At 60.5% G+C, this 16255-nt stretch carries 13 protein-coding genes; 4 read left to right on the top strand and 9 right to left on the bottom strand.

Features of this window, described 5'->3' with window-relative positions; translation table 11 throughout:
* Nucleotides 1–213 precede the first annotated feature (213 nt).
* From EOI86_RS18885 to EOI86_RS18875, 3 genes are all read right to left on the bottom strand, one after another.
* Nucleotides 214–396: a hypothetical protein gene (locus EOI86_RS18885; RefSeq protein ID WP_127767168.1), complete on the bottom strand. Its 183-nt coding sequence runs from the start codon at nt 394–396 to the stop codon at nt 214–216.
* A gap of 111 nt (nt 397–507) precedes the next feature.
* Nucleotides 508–2616, bottom strand: coding sequence for a methyl-accepting chemotaxis protein (locus tag EOI86_RS18880; RefSeq protein WP_127767166.1), 2109 nt, complete (start codon nt 2614–2616; stop codon nt 508–510).
* 341 nt (nt 2617–2957) lie between these two features.
* On the bottom strand, nt 2958–3464 hold the full coding sequence (locus EOI86_RS18875; RefSeq protein WP_240035764.1) for a peptidylprolyl isomerase: 507 nt from the start codon (nt 3462–3464) through the stop codon (nt 2958–2960).
* Between the two features lie 319 nt (nt 3465–3783).
* On the opposite strand from EOI86_RS18875, the gene EOI86_RS18870 reads away from it, so the two are divergent.
* Nucleotides 3784–4383 carry a hypothetical protein gene (locus tag EOI86_RS18870; RefSeq protein ID WP_127767164.1) on the top strand — a complete coding sequence of 200 codons (600 nt, stop codon included), beginning with the start codon at nt 3784–3786 and terminating at the stop codon, nt 4381–4383.
* Between the two features lie 34 nt (nt 4384–4417).
* Here the strand turns inward: EOI86_RS18870 and EOI86_RS18865 are convergent, their stop codons facing one another.
* The 4 genes from EOI86_RS18865 to EOI86_RS18850 are packed head-to-tail and all read right to left on the bottom strand — an operon-like array spanning nt 4418 to nt 9605.
* Nucleotides 4418–4993: a sarcosine oxidase subunit gamma gene (locus tag EOI86_RS18865; RefSeq protein ID WP_127767162.1), complete on the bottom strand. Its 576-nt coding sequence runs from the start codon at nt 4991–4993 to the stop codon at nt 4418–4420.
* Nucleotides 4986–8000 carry a sarcosine oxidase subunit alpha family protein gene (locus EOI86_RS18860; RefSeq protein ID WP_127767161.1) on the bottom strand — a complete coding sequence of 1005 codons (3015 nt, stop codon included), beginning with the start codon at nt 7998–8000 and terminating at the stop codon, nt 4986–4988. The genes EOI86_RS18865 and EOI86_RS18860 overlap by 8 nt, the downstream gene beginning before the upstream one ends.
* 2 nt (nt 8001–8002) lie before the next feature.
* A complete protein-coding gene (locus EOI86_RS18855) occupies nt 8003–8341 on the bottom strand; it encodes a sarcosine oxidase subunit delta (RefSeq protein ID WP_127767159.1) in 339 nt (112 codons plus the stop codon).
* 19 nt (nt 8342–8360) lie between these two features.
* Complete coding sequence (locus EOI86_RS18850) at nt 8361–9605, bottom strand: sarcosine oxidase subunit beta family protein (protein ID WP_127767157.1); 1245 nt, start codon at nt 9603–9605, stop codon at nt 8361–8363.
* A gap of 304 nt (nt 9606–9909) precedes the next feature.
* Here EOI86_RS18850 and EOI86_RS18845 point away from each other — a divergent pair, with 304 nt between their 5' ends.
* Both EOI86_RS18845 and EOI86_RS18840 read left to right on the top strand, forming a co-directional pair.
* The gene (locus tag EOI86_RS18845; protein ID WP_240035731.1) at nt 9910–10968 is read left to right on the top strand and encodes a GlxA family transcriptional regulator; all 1059 of its coding nucleotides are present in this window, start codon (nt 9910–9912) and stop codon (nt 10966–10968) included.
* A gap of 111 nt (nt 10969–11079) precedes the next feature.
* A complete protein-coding gene (locus tag EOI86_RS18840; protein ID WP_127767155.1) occupies nt 11080–12579 on the top strand; it encodes a CoA-acylating methylmalonate-semialdehyde dehydrogenase in 1500 nt (499 codons plus the stop codon).
* A gap of 69 nt (nt 12580–12648) precedes the next feature.
* On the opposite strand, the gene EOI86_RS18835 is transcribed toward EOI86_RS18840, so the two are convergent.
* Complete coding sequence (locus EOI86_RS18835) at nt 12649–13281, bottom strand: LysE family translocator (RefSeq protein WP_127767153.1); 633 nt, start codon at nt 13279–13281, stop codon at nt 12649–12651.
* 45 nt (nt 13282–13326) lie between these two features.
* The gene (locus EOI86_RS18830) at nt 13327–14094 is read right to left on the bottom strand and encodes an SDR family oxidoreductase (RefSeq protein WP_127767152.1); all 768 of its coding nucleotides are present in this window, start codon (nt 14092–14094) and stop codon (nt 13327–13329) included.
* Nucleotides 14095–14443: 349 nt separating this feature from the next.
* On the opposite strand from EOI86_RS18830, the gene EOI86_RS18825 reads away from it, so the two are divergent.
* The gene (locus EOI86_RS18825) at nt 14444–16036 is read left to right on the top strand and encodes an ABC transporter substrate-binding protein (protein ID WP_127767150.1); all 1593 of its coding nucleotides are present in this window, start codon (nt 14444–14446) and stop codon (nt 16034–16036) included.
* The last annotated feature ends 219 nt before the right edge of the window (nt 16037–16255 follow it).

Raw genomic sequence — 16255 nt, 5'->3', positions numbered from 1 at the left:
GATCCGCCCTTTTTTCATGTCCGCCGGCTATTCGTTGGCAGATCGCATGGCGGCTTTCAGGCCCATGGGCTGCCAAAAACCATGGCCGCACAGCGCTCTGTGGACCCGATGGGGTAGGTGATTGGGGTGGGTGATAATGGGGGGAGAATACTCCGCCCCTGAACACGCAGAAAGCATTATGCGTGATGCAGCTTCAGCCGAAACGGAAATCCGTTAGGCGAGCACGTTCACCGTGCTACCGCGGCCGGACGCGTTCGGCGCTTGCGTACCCGCGGTCTGGGCGATCATATTCACGATCGCCTGCTGGGCCTTCGCAGTCTGCTTTACGGCGGCTATGGAGATTTGCTGGCGACCTTGCAAAATAGTCGATGCGAGGGCCACGCCTTCCAGGCTCATACCAAAAGACCTTCTGTCTCTTTTCCGGGCGCTGCGCGCACCCTTGCGTTCGCAGGCTTCTCCCACGACACCACCAATATAGCACCCGGACGGCGGAATTTCCAGTCGTTCTTAGGCCGCCCGCGGTTCATCCTCCTCCTGGGTCCTGATCCGGTGCAGGAACTTCGAGGATTCCTGCTTCAATGTCTCCCCGGAGGCTGATAGCTCAGTGGCCGAACTGGCCACCTGGTTGACGGCTGTGCCGGTTTCCGCCGCCAGTTTCGCCATCGTCTCGGTCTCGCTGCGCACTTGCTCGACGGTTGAGGAAGTCGTTTGCATGGAGGAGGCGATCTCCCGCGTGGTCGCGCTTTGCTCCTCTGTCGATGCGGCAATCGCCTGGACGGTTTCCTGGACCAGCGTCGATTTTTCGGCAATGGCGCTGACGGCATCGGTGGTCGTGCCGATTTCGGTAAGCATGGTGGTGATTTGCGTGGTGATCTCGTCGGTCGCCTTCTGCGTTTGGCTGGCCAGGGTTTTCACCTCGTTCGCGACAACGGCGAAACCTTTGCCGTGCTCGCCCGCGCGGGCAGCCTCGATCGTTGCGTTCAGCGCCAGAAGGTTGGTCTGTTCGGCGATGTCCGCGATCAGGGAAACGACATCCCGGATCGCCGCGGACCGTTCGTTCAATTGTTGGACCCGCTCGGCCGCCGTCGCCGCCAAGGTATTGGCTTCCTGGGTCAGGGACGCGGCGGAACTGACCTGTCGGGATACTTCCTGAATGGCTGCGTCCAATTCCTGCGCGGCGGAAGTCACGATCAGCGTTTCGCTGGCCGCGTGGGCGGCCTGGTCCCGCACCGTCGCCCCGCGATTGGCGGAATCTTCCGCGGTCGTTCGCACGCGGCTTGCGTTTTGCGCTAGTTCCGACGTGCCGGAGACGAGCTGGTTCGCAACGCTGACGACTGCGGCCTCGAACCCGTCCGCGACCCGCAATAACAATGCGGTCTGTTCTTCCATAACCTTGTTGCGGAACGCCTCTTGCTCATTGCGGTATCGCTCGTTGGCGCGCATTTCCTGTTTGAAGTGATAGACCGACTTCGCCATTTGGCCGATTTCGTCATTGTTCAGGGCTTCGGGTACGAAGACGTCCAGATTGCCGCCCGCGAGTTCTTTCATGACATCGACCATTTCCTCGACCGGTCGGGAAATGCGGTATTTCGCCATCCACCAGGAGGCACCCAGAATCAAGAAGGAGAAGATCACCACCGCAAGCGCAATGCCTGTCCGGGTCCATGAATCCTCGATCTCACTATCAATTTGGCCTGTGATGTAGTCGCGCAAGGCTTTGCTTGCGGCCAGGACGCCCGAAATGCTTTTGGTCGCGGTGTCGAACCATTCTTGTCCGGAGACCGGATAGGGTTGGCCCGACAAACCGGCCTTTATCACCTTCTCCCGCAGGGGTTCGATCTCGGTGACGTAGAGTTTCTGGGCGTCCTCGACCCGTTGGACGACCTCTGGCGGCATTTCCATGGACAGGGTCTGCAATTCGACGATTGCGGCGTCCATTGTCCGCGCAAGGTCGCGGATGGCCGACACCTGTTCCGCAGTCATCCAGTTCCCCGAAGAGATGATGCCGGCCATGCGACCTCGTTCGCGGCCGGCAAATTCGGCCCATTGCCAGGTTTTCTGTCGCATCTCAACCGCCAGGATCGTCGACGCGGGAAGCCCGCCCAACAAGCCGATCTCAGCGCGGTCCCACAAGGCGGCCGATGACATGATCACACCCGTTATTCCCGGGAACCAGTCGGCCCTCAGGGTGGGGTCGCTCTCGACCGACTGCGCCGCGAACATCTTGTCGACCCGTATCCGCAATTGTTTGAGGGTTTCGTGCGCGTCCTCCAATTGATGGATGCTTTCGGCGAGTTTTCCCGCCCCATCCCAGCTCTCAAGCCCGTTGAGGGCCGCATCCATTGCGGTATCCGCGCTTTCGCGTCGGGTCCGGATCGTTTCCAACTGCGCAGCCGTCGGGTTGCCGCCGCCGCCTAGGACGCCGGCCGTGGTGCCGCGTTCGACAGCCCAGGACCCTGCCGCGGTTAACAGATGGTCGGCGATCAGGTTCACCCTCCGCGACGCTTCCTGTTGTTCCAGTTGGCGATAGCTGGAATAGGCTTCGAACACCGAAAGGACGATCATAACCAAACTGATCGATGCAACGAGCAGGGTTATCTTGTGGCGTAGCAGCATCTTTCCCTCGTTTCTAAACGGCGCGGGCGAGTGATTTGACCTACCTGCAACCTGTTGGGCAAAACCGAAATTCCGGATAAACCGGACGGTGCATGAAATAAAACCATGAGCTAATATAAAAATATACTGATATTTAAGCGGCGCCCGCGCGGCCCTGCTCACGCCTTGCACTAGGGCCAGGTCACGCCACGCCCCGGTCTGCCACGCCCCGGTGTCGCCGACCGTTCAGGCATTGCCCTGGGCCGGCCGGAATAGAAAAGGCGCATCCCCGTTTCCAGGGATGCGCCTTTTAGATTGGATCAGCGGATCAACCGGCCCGTTAACGGGCTGGCGGTGCTCCGTTATTCCTTGGCGTCGGCGGCAACCTGCATGCGGATAAGCGTGTCGGGCTCGTCGACCATGCCCGACGGCAGCGGGCCCTTTTTGATCTGGTCGATATATTCCATGCCTTCGACGACATTGCCCCAGACCGTATACTGGCCGTTCAGCCATTCGGATTCCTTGAAGACAATGAAGAACTGGCTGTCGGCGCTGTTCGGGCTTTGTGCGCGTGCCATGGAAACCGTGCCGCGGACATGCGGTTCCAGGCTGAACTCCGCGTCCAGTTTCTGACCGGACCCACCGGCGCCGGTGCCGGTCGGATCGCCGGTCTGCGCCATGAAGCCTTCGATGACGCGGTGGAAGACGACGCCATCGTAAAAGCCTTCACGGGTCAGTTCCTTGATCCGCGCGACGTGGTTCGGCGCCAAATCGGGCCGCAATTCGATCACCACGCGGCCATATTCAAGGTCCATGTAGAGGGTGTTTTCCGGGTCGAGCGTCTGCGCCGTGCCGCCATCCGCGGACATGACCAGCCCCAGGCCGAGACATACGGAAGCCATCAGGCGACGGGTAACGGTTCGGAAGCGGGGGGTGTGCGTCATGTCTGTTCTCCGGTCTGACGTTCATCTGCCCTTTTGGGCGATGGTTTTCGATGCCGCGGCCGTGTGCGGGCTCGGCGTGGGGCGGCACCATAAACGCCGTGAACGGTGCGTCAATCGGGGTTCTTGCATATGTCGGCAGGCCAGGGACCCGAACGGGTTGGAATTGAACACAGGCCGGCATTGCTTTACGGAGATTGATTGTCGATTTCCGGGGGGAACACTCGAAACGATGGAACGAAGGCCGATGAGAATTCTCACCGTCTTGGGTTTGTTTCTATTGCTGGCCGGCTTTGCAGCGGATGCCTCGGCAGGCTGGTCCAAGGTCGGCGGCAAGGACAAGGAAGACGGCAGTCAACTAAAGGGCATCGCGCTGACCTCCGATGACGGCAAGGCCCGCCTGTTTTTTCTATGCGATTCCGACAAGGCCGCGCCGCAGATTCTGATCGCGCATAAAGAGGTCATCGGCAAGGCGACTGAACCGTTCAGGGTCACCTATCTGGTCGATGACGGCGACGAACAGGTCCACTGGTTTTTGGCCAAAGGAAGCGGAAAGACCGGGTCATTCTTCGTCCGGTATCCCGACGACTATGAGGAGCGGTTCGGACCGCAACCACCGCCTTTTTCCCCCGGGTCGAACGCGATCAATCCAGACTATCTGGACTGGGACCGGAACATCTATCTGACCGTGGTGCACGACTTTCTGAACGGCAAGGTCGCCTTGGTCCGCATTCGCGACACGCGGAAGCAGAACCACTATTACAGCTTCATCCTTCTGGGTATGAAGGACTACATCTCGGAATTGTCGGCCTGTTACAACACGCCGAAGCCGCTGCCCGCGGAATAAAAGCCGAATTACCCGCTTTCCAGGGCCGTTCAGCTTAATTCCATTCCTCCGCGCCACGGACGAGGTGCTGGAACAGATATTCCGCGAAGGTCCAACGGACCTGAAGGTCATAGATCGGCGTGTCATCGATCTGAATGATGCGAATCGCCGCCTTCAGGAACAGGCTTCCAGCGCATCGGCCGGGTCTGAAGACCCGTGGATGCAGGTCCAGTGGGCATCCCTTGGCCAGCACGTCGCGGGCGCGCGTGCCGCTGATCCGGATGATCGTGTAATAATCGCTGACATCGACGACGGCGGAATGAATACCTTCCAAGGCCGTTTTAAGCCGTTCCTGCAACGGCTTTTGGGCCCCGTCCGCGGTATAAATCAGCCATTCGTCCGGGCCGACCCAGGATATCTGGCAAACCCCCGTTTCGGTCACCGTATTGGGTTCGGTCGGAAGCGAGACGCCAAGGATCGAACCGACACCGGCCGCGAAACCGGTATCTTCGGCATTGCCCCGCAGGGTCAATTTTCCAATGAAGGGCCGTTCGGCGATCTGCGTCTGGGACCCCTGGAACGGCATGCGCCCATGCAGCGGCGAACGCGCCAATGCGGTGATGTTAGCCACGGGCCCGCTCCCCTTCCTTATCGAAGAATATCGTATCGGTGATCGTCACCGTTTCCACATGACCCGACATCAGGGGCACTTGGAAGGAACTGCCTTTCAGGTTCAGCCCGTCCTTGACCAGCGCCAAGGCGATCGACCGTCCCGCATTCGGACTGAAATAGCTCGATGTCACATGGCCGATCGTGTCCATCGGCGGCTTCGGCTTCACCTCTTTGACCAGATGGGCACCTTCCGGCAGGACGAAATTCGGGTCCTCCGTCAGAAGGCCGACCAACTGCTTGCGGCCGGGACGCGCTGTATCTGTGCGCGTCAGGGACCGTTTACCCAAGAAGTCGTCCTTCTTCTTGGAAACGATCCAGTCCATGTCCAGGTCATAGGGTGTCACCGTGCCGTCCGAGTCCTGGCCGACGATGATGAATCCCTTTTCCGCGCGCAGCACATGCATGGTTTCCGTGCCGTAGGGCACGATTCCATGCGGGCGGCCTGCTTCCATCAGGGCTTCCCACAGGGCCATGCCATAACGGGCCGGCACGTTGATTTCGTATGAAAGGTCGCCCGTGAAGCTGATCCGGAAGACCCGTGCCGGCAGGCCCGCGACTTCGCCTTCTTGCATCGCCATGAAGGGGAAGGTTTGCGGATCGAGCGCCATTTTCGGCGCGACCGCTTCCATTACCTCACGCGCCTTGGGGCCCGACAGGGTCGCGACCGCCCATTCCTCGGTGACCGAGGTGCAATAGACCTCCATATCAGGCCATTCGGTTTGCAGCCATTCTTCCAGCCAGTTCAGCACGCGGGCCGCACCGCCGGTGGTGGTCGTCATGTGATAATGGTTTTCGCCGATGCAGGTGGTCACCCCGTCATCGAAAACCATGCCGTGTTCGTTCAGCATCAAGCCATAGCGGGCGCGTCCCGGCTTCAGCGCGCTCCAGGCGTTGGTGTAGACCATATTCAACAGCTTAGCCGCGTCCGGGCCCTGGATGTCGATCTTCCCCAATGTGGAAGCGTCCATGATGCCGACCGTTTCGCGCGCCTGTTTGCACTCCCGGCGGACCGCTTCATCCATATCTTCGCCGGGTTTGGGGTAATATCGCGCGCGTTTCCAGTCGCCGACATCCTCGAACACCGCGCCGTTGTTCACGTGCCAATCATGCATGGCCGTGCCGCGATACTGTTCGAACAGTTCCTGCACGCCTTGGCCCGCCATCGCGCCATAGGTCGTTGGCGTATAGGGCGGACGAAAAGTCGTTGTGCCGACCTCGGGGATGGAGGCGGACCGGATTTCCGACATGATCGCCAGTGCGTTGACGTTGGAGGTCTTGCCCTGGTCGGTACCCATGCCGGTCGTGGTGTAGCGTTTCAGGTGCTCGACTGAGAGATATCCTTCCCGCGCAGCCAAATGTACGTCGGCAGCAGTGACATCGTTCTGATGATCCAGGAAATGCTTGCGCGTGCCCTTGCCCAGCGGGTGGACGGTCGGGACTGTCCAGACTTGGCGCATCGAACCCGGCGCATCTTCCTTCACCACATGGGACGGCCCTGCAATCGCGCTATCGAAGCCCGCGTCCTTCGCCGCGGCGGCCCCGGCTTCCATGCCTTCCGCCAGACAACCCGCCAGCGTGAAGGTGCCGTTGCAGGCGCCTGCGGACCGCGTCTTTTGTGGTGTATGGTCGGGAACGAACGTGGTCAGCGCGTCGTCGAAGCGTAGCTTCCCGCGCGACTGGCTGAACAGATGGACCGATGGGTTCCAGCCGCTCGACATCGCGACGAGGGAGGCGGACACGACGAAGGTAGGACCGGCAAGGGACTTGCCGTCCTCGGAAAGCGGGGCGATTTCAACGCCGTGAATGCTTTTCGCGCCCTTGATGCCGACAACCGCCGATCCTTCGTGAATCTGGATGCCGGCCTGGCGTGCCTGATGGACCACCGGGTTGTCCGGGTCCGGACGCAAATCGACAAGGTGGACCACGGCACCGGCGTTCTTCGCGTCGATCGCTGTCCGATAGGCGCTGTCATTGTTCGTGAAGACTACGATCTCACGCCCCGGCAGCACGCCGTAACGGTTGATATAGGTGCGCAGCGCCCCGGCCAGCATTACGCCGGGACGGTCGTTATCCGCGAAGACGATCGGCCGTTCCAGCGACCCCTGGGCCAGCACAACCTGCTTGGCGCGGATCTTCCAGAACCGCTGACGCGGCGTCTTCGTGTTTTCCTGCGGGCCCAGATGGTCCGTGACGCGTTGGGCGGCGGTCAGGAAATTGTGGTCGAAATAGGCGGAAACCGTCGTGCGCGGCAGCAGGGTGACGTTGTCCAGTCCGGCCAATTCCTTGACCGTGTTGGCGACCCAGTCGGTCGGCGCCATGCCGTCGATTTCCGTGTCGTCGGTCAACAGCCAGCCGCCGAATTCACTCTGTTCGTCGACCAGGATGGTTCGGGCGCCGCTGCGGCCGGCTGCCAGCGCGGCGGCCAGGCCGGACGGGCCCCCGCCGACGATCAGCACGTCGCAGGCTGTGTGGTGCTGGGCATACCGATCCGGATCGGATTCCGTCGGCCCCTTACCCAGACCGGCGGCATTCCGAATGACATGCTCATAGGTCATCCAAAGCGAGGCCGGCCACATGAAGGTCTTGTAGTAGAAACCGGCCGGCAGATATTTCGACATCACCGAATTGATCGCGCCGATGTCGAAACCGACGGATGGCCAGCAGTTCTGGCTGTCGGCGGAAAGCCCGTCGAATAGTTCGGCTTGGGTAGCGCGGATATTCGGTTCCGTCCGCGCGCCTGTGCCCAGTTGGACCAATGCGTTCGGCTCTTCGGAACCGGCGGTCATGATGCCGCGCGGCCGGTGATATTTGAAGCTGCGCCCGACCAGCGAAACACCGTTCGCCAGCAAGGCTGCGGCCAAGGTGTCGCCCGAGAACCCATCATAGCGTTTGCCGTTGAACTGGAAGCGAACCGGCTTCGTTCGGTCGATGCGGCCGCCGTCCGGCAATCTGTTTTTCTGCGCCATCGTCACTTGGTCTCTTTGCTTTGGGGTGCGCCGGTCCGATTCGAGGCTGGGTCGCGGTATTTTTCAGGCAGTTCGGGTATCGCTTCGCCCGGCTTGTAGACGGCGATGAATTCGTCCGAGACCGTGTGGCGGATGGCGTTGAACCATCGTCGACAACCGGCGTCATGCGTCCAGCGCTCGTAGTGAACGCCTTTCGGATTCTTGCGGAAGAAGACGTAATCGCCCCATTCCGCGTCGCTCATCTCGGCTGAGTTCTCGGGCCGGGCGATATGCGCTTCGCCGTGACAATGAAATTCGATGCCTTCGCGTTCGCCGCACCAAGGACAGGTGATCTGCAACATGCTCTCTTTCCTTACCTGATCAGTGGGCGACGGCGGCGGCGGCCGCTTCGTCGATGAGGGCGCCGGTGTTGAACCGGTCGATGGAAAACGGCGCCGCGATAGGGTGCATTTCCCCATTCGCGATGGAATGGGCGAAAACATGGCCGGACCCGGGCGTGCATTTGAACCCGCCTGTCCCCCAGCCGCAGTTGAAGTACAGTCCTTCGACGGGCGTCTTCGACAGAATCGGGGACCGGTCGACGGTGACATCGACGATCCCGCCCCATTGCCGCAGCATCCGCAGCCGAGAGGTGAAGGGGAACAGTTCCACCAGCGGCCCCATGATATGTTCCATCATGTCGAAACCGCCGCGCTGTGCGTAGGAGATATAAGCGTCCGTTCCGGCGCCGACGACCAGTTCGCCCTTGTCGGACTGGCTGACATAGACATGCACCGCGTTCGACATGATGACCGTGTCGATGCAGGGCTTGATCGGTTCCGAAACCATCGCCTGAAGCGGCAGGCTTTCCAGCGGCATGCGGAAGCCGGCCATATCCGCCATGACGGTGGAGTGCCCGGCGGTCACCACGCCGACCCGCTTTGCCTTGATGTCCCCGCGGGTCGTACGCACGCCCTGGACGACACCGTTCTTGATGTCGAAACCGGTTACTTCGCAATTCTGGATGATATCCACGCCAAGCGCATCCGCCGCGCGGGCATAACCCCAGGCGACGGCGTCGTGGCGGGCCGTGCCGCCGCGTCGCTGCAGCAGTGCGCCGAGGACCGGATAGCGGCCGTTGATATTCATCAGCGGCACCATTTCCTTGACCTGTTCAGGGGTCAGGAATTCGCTGTCGATCCCGTTCAGCCAGATCGCGTTGCCGCGCCGACCGATTTCCTGCATGTCGTGGACGTTATGGGCAAGGTGCAGCAGCCCGCGCTGGGAAAACATGACGTTGAAGTTGAGCTCCTGGCTCAACCCTTCCCAAAGCTTCACGGAATGCTCGTAGATCCCGGCTGATTCGTCCAACAGATAGTTGGACCGCACGATGGTCGTGTTCCGGCCGGTATTGCCGCCGCCGAGCCACCCTTTTTCGATGACGGCCACGCGGCGGATGCCGCATTCCTTGGCCAGATAATAGGCGGTCGCCAAACCATGTCCGCCGCCGCCGATAATGACGACCTCATATTCCGGTTGGGGATCGGGGCTGCGCCAAGCGCGCTGCCAGTTCTCGTGATAGGAACCGGCATTCCTGATCAAACTGAATATGGAGTATTTCGACATCGACGCGCTCCCGACGCGATGGTGGTGAGTAGGGCCGACCGACCAGGCCGGAACCGAATGGTGGCGGCACGCATGCCGTCGCGCAAGCGGATGAACCGTCGCAGCGCGCACCATGTATGCAAGCGGGTGTTTCTCCCTTCCTTCATGGCGACAGGAATGCGCGGTGCGGCGACATCGCATTTGCGTTGATGGCAATATGCTTGACAACCCCGCTATAGCCTTGGAAATGGATCAATTAATGCAACCCGATTGCGGTATCCGCCGGGTAAGAACAGGGTAAACCGGCGGGGTGGAGTTGGCTCATATGCAGTCGAACGACGCGATGATGTTCAAGCGCCAGGATTCGAAAGGCCCGGCACGGATCGGTCTTTTTTTGGTGCCTAATTTTTCGATGATTGCATTTACCTGCGTCGTCGAACCCATGCGGCTCGCCAATTGGCTGTCGGGCGAAACCCTGTTCGAATGGTATACGATCAGCCGCGACGGGCAGCCGGTCGTCGCCTCCAACGGTCTTTCCGTGACTGCGGATACGGCGATGCACGACATCACGCGTCCCGCCAATGTCATGGTTTGCAGCGGCATGGACGCGCATCTTTACCACGATGCCCCGACCTTTGCCTGGCTGCGCCGCTGGGCGCGCGAAGGCGGCCATGTCGGTGCGATCTGTACCGGCGCGCATGTCTTGGCGCGGGCCGGGTTGTTGGGCGGCTATCGCTGCACAATCCATTGGCACAGCCTGGACAGTTTCGCTGAAGAATTCCCGGATCTCGACGTCCGCGCCGAATTGTTCGAAGTGGATCGCGACCGGTTTACCTGTGCCGGCGGTGTCGCCAGCTTGGACATGATGATGCGCGAGATCACGCGCGTCGCCGGCCCGGAATTGGCGGCCAGCGTTTCCGAGCAGTTCATGCATGAGCGGATTCGCGAAGGCGACGACGATCAACGCCTGCCGCTGCAGGCGCGCCTTCGGATTTCTCACCCGAAGTTGATCAAGGCGATCTCCGAAATGGAGAAAAATACGGAGGAGGCGCTGTCGCGGGACGAAATCGCCGATCGTGTCGGCCTGTCCCGGCGTCAGTTGGAACGCCTGTTCCGGCGTTATCTGAACACCAGCCCGGCGCGCTATTACCTGAAACTGCGCCTAAACCGCGCCCGTACGCTTCTGACACAGACGACCATGCCGGTGACCGAGGTTGCATTCGCCAGTGGGTTCACCAGCGCATCGCACTTTTCCAAATGTTACCGTGACATGTTCGGCCGCACCCCGCGGGCGGAACGGCGCGGCGCCGGCATTGTCGAACCGGGGCAGGACGAAGAAGACTTCGATGACGCCGATTTCGGTGAAGAGGACGGCGAGGATTAGGTCGAAACGCCGCCCCTGTCTTGCCGCGTTTAAGGGGATGCCCTAAAACGCGGTCAACTGTCGAAAAAACATCAACTGCAGGAGGGGCGCGCCAAAGGCGCGGCGTATATCATGGCGGAACAGCTACACCATTGGATTGGCGGAAAACGCGTCGAAGGCACCAGCGGCCGGTTCGGCGATGTCTTCAACCCGGCGACGGGCGAGGTCATCGGCAAGCTTCCCTACGCCTCGAAGGCGGATATGGACGAAGCGGTGAAGGTCGCGCAGGAAGCGGCCGAGATCTGGGGCAAGACGGCAGTTCCCAAACGCGCGGCGGTCCTGTTCAAGTTCCGCGAATTGCTGGTCGCGAACACGGATAAGCTGGCTGAATTGGTCGGCCGCGAACACGGCAAGACGATCGCGGACGCCAAGGGTGAAATTTCCCGCGGTATCGATGTGACAGAATTCGCCTGCGGTATCCCGCATCTGATCAAGGGCGAGTTCAACTCCAATATCGGCGGCGAAATCGACCTGTTCTCGATCCGTGAGCCGATCGGCGTCGTCGGCGGCATCACGCCGTTCAACTTCCCGGTCATGATCCCGTTATGGATGGGCGCGCCGGCCATTGCCTGCGGCAACGCCTATATCAACAAATGCTCCGAACGCGACCCGGCCGCACCGATGTTCCTGGCTGAATTGTGGAAAGAAGCGGGCCTGCCGGACGGCGTCTGGAACGTCGTGCATGGCGACAAGGAAGCGGTCGATTCACTGCTGCATCACGAAGACGTTCCGGCGATCAGCTTCGTCGGGTCCACCGGCGTCGGTGAATACGTCTATCAAACCGGTTGCGCGAACAATAAACGGGTTCAGGCCTTCTGCGGCGCCAAGAACCACATGGTCATCATGCCGGATGCGGATATGGACCAGGCCGTCGATGCGCTGATCGGCGCCGGTTACGGGTCCGCGGGCGAACGCTGCATGGCGATTTCGGTCGCCGTTCCGGTCGGGCAGGGCACGGCGGATGCGTTGATCGAAAAGCTGACACCGCGTGTAGAAGCCCTGAAGATCGGCCCGTTCGACGATCCGGGCGCAGACATCAACCCGCTGATCACGGCCCAGGCCCAGCAGCGCGTTGAAAACCTCATCACCCGGGGTGTCGAGGAAGGCGCGGACCTGTTGGTCGACGGCCGCGGCGCCCGCATGCAGGGCTACGAGAACGGTTATTTCGTTGGCAGCACGCTTTTCAACAACGTCACCACCGACATGGATATCTACAAGACCGAAATCTTCGGCCCGGTCCTCAGCGTCATGACGCCGTCGACCTATGAAGACGCGGTTACCATGGTCAACGACCACGAATACGGCAACGGCGTCGCGGTCTTCACCCGTGACGGCGACACCGCCCGCCACTTCGCCAATTCGGTCGATATCGGCATGGTCGGCGTCAACGTTCCGATCCCGGTTCCGATGGCCTTCCACAATTTCGGCGGCGCCAAGCGGTCCAAATTCGGCGATACCCAGATGCACGGGCCGGAATCGATCCGCTTCTTCACCAAGATGAAGACGATCTCCGCGCGCTGGCCGTCGGGCATCAAGGAAGGCGCCCAGCTCGCCTTCCCGACCAACGACTGATCCGTCCCGTTGGACAGCAAAAGGCCCCCACCTCGGCGGGGGCCTTTTTCGTTTCAAGCATTGATCCGATCAACTTCCCTGGCGCAGCGGTACCGTCAGTATTTTCAGGCCCGCCAGTCCAAATCCAACGGCGAAAGCCGCTTCGAACCACCGGCGGATCCGCGTATAGAAACGCACCACCGGCGGAAGCGAGAACAGCAGCGCATAGCTGTGAAAGACCGTGGCGCTGAGGGCGCCGACCGTCATCACGACCGTCGCCAATTGTTCCACCGACGCGGTCGCCGGCAGGCCGATGCCGTAGAGCGACCCGAAAAAGAAGATCGCCTTCGGATTGGTCAGGTGCAAGGCAAGGCCCTTCGCGAAGAGGCTCCGTGAAGACCCGGACGATGCTTTCGGCTGGAGCACTTTGGACGACAGGGCGGAACGCGCCGATTTGAAAGCCAGGAATAGAAGATAGGCGGCGCCCAGATAGCGAATGATCTCGGTGACCCAGCCATTCGCCAGCATCAAGGCCCCCAATCCGCAGGCCGCCGCGGTCGACCAAGTCAACGACCCGGTCGTGATGCCCGACGCAAGCGCCAGGCCCGCTTTCCGGCCATGTGCCATCGACGTGCCGGCCAGGGCGAGCGTGGCCGGGCCCGGGCTGGCCACGGCGGCAAAGGCGGCCGCGAGAACAAGGGGTAGGTGGATTTCGTCAAACATGCCATTTCATTCCCGCGGCTTTTCCTGTCCTCGACGACGGACGACCTACATCGTGCCTTTATAGTTGCCGCCGTCCAGCAGCAGATTCTGGCCGGTAATGAAGCCGGCTTTGGCGCTGCACAGAAAGGCGCAGGCATCGCCGAATTCGTCCGGCTGGCCGACGCGTTTGGCGGGGTTCGAGGAACCGACCTTGGCCAGGTAGACATCGACCTCCATGCCGGCATCCTTGGCGCCGCTCAAAAGGCGGTCGGTGGCGAAGGGGCCGGGCAGAATATTGTTGATGGTAACGTTGTGCTGCACCGTCTCCCGGCTTAAGCCCGCAACGAAACCGGTCAAACCAGCCCGCGCCGCGTTGGAGAGGCAGAGTTCCGGAATCGGCTGGCGCACGGCGGCCGAGGTGATGTTCACGATTCGGCCGAACTTCCGCTCTATCATACCGTCCACGGTCGCCTTGATCAGCTCGATGGCGGTGATCATGTTGCCGTTCACCGCTTCCTGCCAATCTTCGGGGGTGAAGTCGCGGAAATTACCGCGCGGCGGGCCGCCGGCATTGTTGATCAGGATGTCTGGGTTGGGGCAGGCGGCCAAGGCGGCGGCGCGGCCTTCCGGCGTTTTAATGTCGCCGATCACCGTCGTGACGGAAACGCCCGTTTCGTCGGCGATTTCCTTGGCGGTGGCGTCCAGCGTTTCCGCGGTGCGTCCGGTGATCACCAGATCGACCCCGTCGCGCGCCAACGACATGGCGGATGCCTTGCCGAGGCCCTTGCTTGCCGCACAGACGATGGCTTTCCGGCCTTTGATTCCCAAATCCATTGTTCTCTCCCTTAAAAAATCGCCGCGCAGGGCGCGCGGCTTTGTTTTTGACCCGTGACCGGCATTACGGTGAAGCCCGTCACTTGCGTCAACAGTCTCGCCCATCCGGTATCCATACCGTTCCCGGTTGAAGTAAATCACGGATCGGTGACGGCAAATCCCCTGTTGTTATGATCGTGAGGCAATTCTCTCTTGCCTTGCCGGGCAGGAGTGATGATGCTTCGCACAGGCTGATCGAGGGGGGCTTCGAAACGCGGTCTTGAACAGACCCGGCATCCCTTGGTCAAAGGTTCGCATGCAAGCGTTTGGAGAACAGGCCAGTCGCTGCGAAGTTTGGGAGACTATATTTATGCTAAACCGTAAGAAGCTATTGGCGGCTGTTGCCGTCGCGGCTATCGCCTTCGCCACGCCGGCGATGGCCAAGACGTTCAAATGGGCCTTTCAGGGCAGCCTAAGCACGCTGGATCCGCATGGGCTGAACGAGACGTTCCTGCTCGGCACGCTGGGCAATGTCTATGAAGGTCTGGTCGATTATGACGCCGACTTGCAGTTGATCCCCGCATTGGCGGAAAGCTGGGAAATCGTCGAGCCGACGAAATGGGTTTTCAAGCTGCGCAAAGGCGTGAAATTCCATGACGGTCAGGATTTTACGGCTGATGACGTGATCTTTTCCTGGAAGCGTTCCGGCACGGAAGGATCCGATCAGAAGGTCCGTTATGCCCTGATTGCCGATATCAAGAAGATCGACGACCACACGATCGAAGTCACGACCCCGGCGCCGAACCCGTTGATGGCGCAGGATCTGGTCTTCCTGAAGATCATGGACAAGGAATGGTCTGAAGAGCACGGCAGTGTCGAGGCGACGAACGTGAAGGGTGGCGATGAAGGCAACTATGCCAACATGCACACCAACGGCACCGGCCCGTTCATGATAACCGAGAACACACAGGACGTGCGCACGGTCTTCAAGCGGTACGACGGGTATTGGAAAGACATTAAGTCCAACGTGACTGAGGCCATCATGACCCCGATCGCGCAGGACGCGACCCGCGTCGCGGCGCTGCTGTCGGGTGAGTTGGACCTGGTTTTCCCGGTTCCGGTGCAGGATTGGAAGCGTCTTGAGGAGGCGGAAGGCGTTGAACCGCTGACCGGTCCCGAAGCACGGACCATCTTCCTCGGCATGGATCAGTTCCGCGACGAGTTGCTGTATTCCGACATCAAGGGCAAGAACCCGTTCAAGGACAAGCGTGTCCGCGCGGCCTTTGCCCATGCGATCGATTTGGAAACCATCAAGAAGCGTGTGATGCGCGGTGCGTCGACCCCGACGGGCCTGATGGTCGCGCCGCAGATCAATGGCTTCAATGAAGCCCTGAACGAGCCGTACAAATACGATCCGGAAATGTCCAAGAAGCTGCTGGCCGAAGCCGGATATGCGGATGGTTTCACCGTCACCATGGATTGCCCGAACGACCGCTATGTTAATGACGAGCGGATCTGTCAGGCCGTTGCCAGCATGCTGGCCAAGGTTGGTGTGAAGGTCGAAGTCTTCGCCCAAACCAAGTCGAAGTATTTCGGCAAGGTCTTGCAGCAGAACGGCTATGACACGTCCTTCTATCTGCTGGGCTGGACGCCGGGTTCGATCGACAGCCACAATGTTCTGTCGAACATCATGAGCTGCCAGAATGTCGACGCTAAGGTCGGCCTCTTCAACCTGGGCAACTACTGCAACGCGAAGGTCGACGAATTGACCAAGCAGGTCGAAAAAGAAACCGATCAGGCGAAGCGTCAGGCCTATATCGACGAAGCCTTCAAGATCCATAAGGATGAATACGGTCATCTGCCGCTGCATCAGCAGCCGCTGTCATGGGGTATTCGCGAAGGCGTCGACCTGGCCCAGCGTGGCGACAACGTGCTGGACTTCCGCAACGTCGTCCTGCCGTAAGACCATTGAGAAGGGCCGTCCCGGTCGAACGGGGCGGCCTTTTTTCTACGCCTTCCGTGCCTCCGCGACGCTTTTTGGGACTAGTGCGCTTTCCTAGGCGGATATGTCCCCTTAGTATCGTGACCAGGGATGGAGATTGTCGTTCTTAGCCTTTGGCGGGCATTCAAGCCTTGTGGATGAACCGGTCGGCCGAACAGAAGCCGTAATATACGGTACGAT

The organism is Hwanghaeella grinnelliae, assembly GCF_004005845.1.
In the GTDB taxonomy this organism is placed as follows: Bacteria; Pseudomonadota; Alphaproteobacteria; order UBA8366; family Aestuariispiraceae; genus Hwanghaeella; species Hwanghaeella grinnelliae.
The sequence above is the reverse complement of the archived record's forward strand: the minus strand, read 5'-3'. Positions and strand labels throughout refer to the sequence as shown.

Coding starts and splice junctions, on each gene's coding strand:
- EOI86_RS18880 (WP_127767166.1), bottom strand. CDS start 2,616: ATGCTGCTACGCCACAAGATAACCCTGCTCGTTGCATCGATCAGTTTG.
- EOI86_RS18830 (WP_127767152.1), bottom strand. CDS start 14,094: ATGGATTTGGGAATCAAAGGCCGGAAAGCCATCGTCTGTGCGGCAAGC.
- EOI86_RS18875 (WP_240035764.1), bottom strand. CDS start 3,464: ATGTCCGCGGATGGCGGCACGGCGCAGACGCTCGACCCGGAAAACACC.
- EOI86_RS18840 (WP_127767155.1), top strand. CDS start 11,080: ATGGCGGAACAGCTACACCATTGGATTGGCGGAAAACGCGTCGAAGGC.
- EOI86_RS18855 (WP_127767159.1), bottom strand. CDS start 8,341: ATGTTGCAGATCACCTGTCCTTGGTGCGGCGAACGCGAAGGCATCGAA.
- EOI86_RS18885 (WP_127767168.1), bottom strand. CDS start 396: ATGAGCCTGGAAGGCGTGGCCCTCGCATCGACTATTTTGCAAGGTCGC.
- EOI86_RS18845 (WP_240035731.1), top strand. CDS start 9,910: ATGCAGTCGAACGACGCGATGATGTTCAAGCGCCAGGATTCGAAAGGC.
- EOI86_RS18835 (WP_127767153.1), bottom strand. CDS start 13,281: ATGTTTGACGAAATCCACCTACCCCTTGTTCTCGCGGCCGCCTTTGCC.
- EOI86_RS18825 (WP_127767150.1), top strand. CDS start 14,444: ATGCTAAACCGTAAGAAGCTATTGGCGGCTGTTGCCGTCGCGGCTATC.
- EOI86_RS18860 (WP_127767161.1), bottom strand. CDS start 8,000: ATGGCGCAGAAAAACAGATTGCCGGACGGCGGCCGCATCGACCGAACG.
- EOI86_RS18850 (WP_127767157.1), bottom strand. CDS start 9,605: ATGTCGAAATACTCCATATTCAGTTTGATCAGGAATGCCGGTTCCTAT.
- EOI86_RS18870 (WP_127767164.1), top strand. CDS start 3,784: ATGAGAATTCTCACCGTCTTGGGTTTGTTTCTATTGCTGGCCGGCTTT.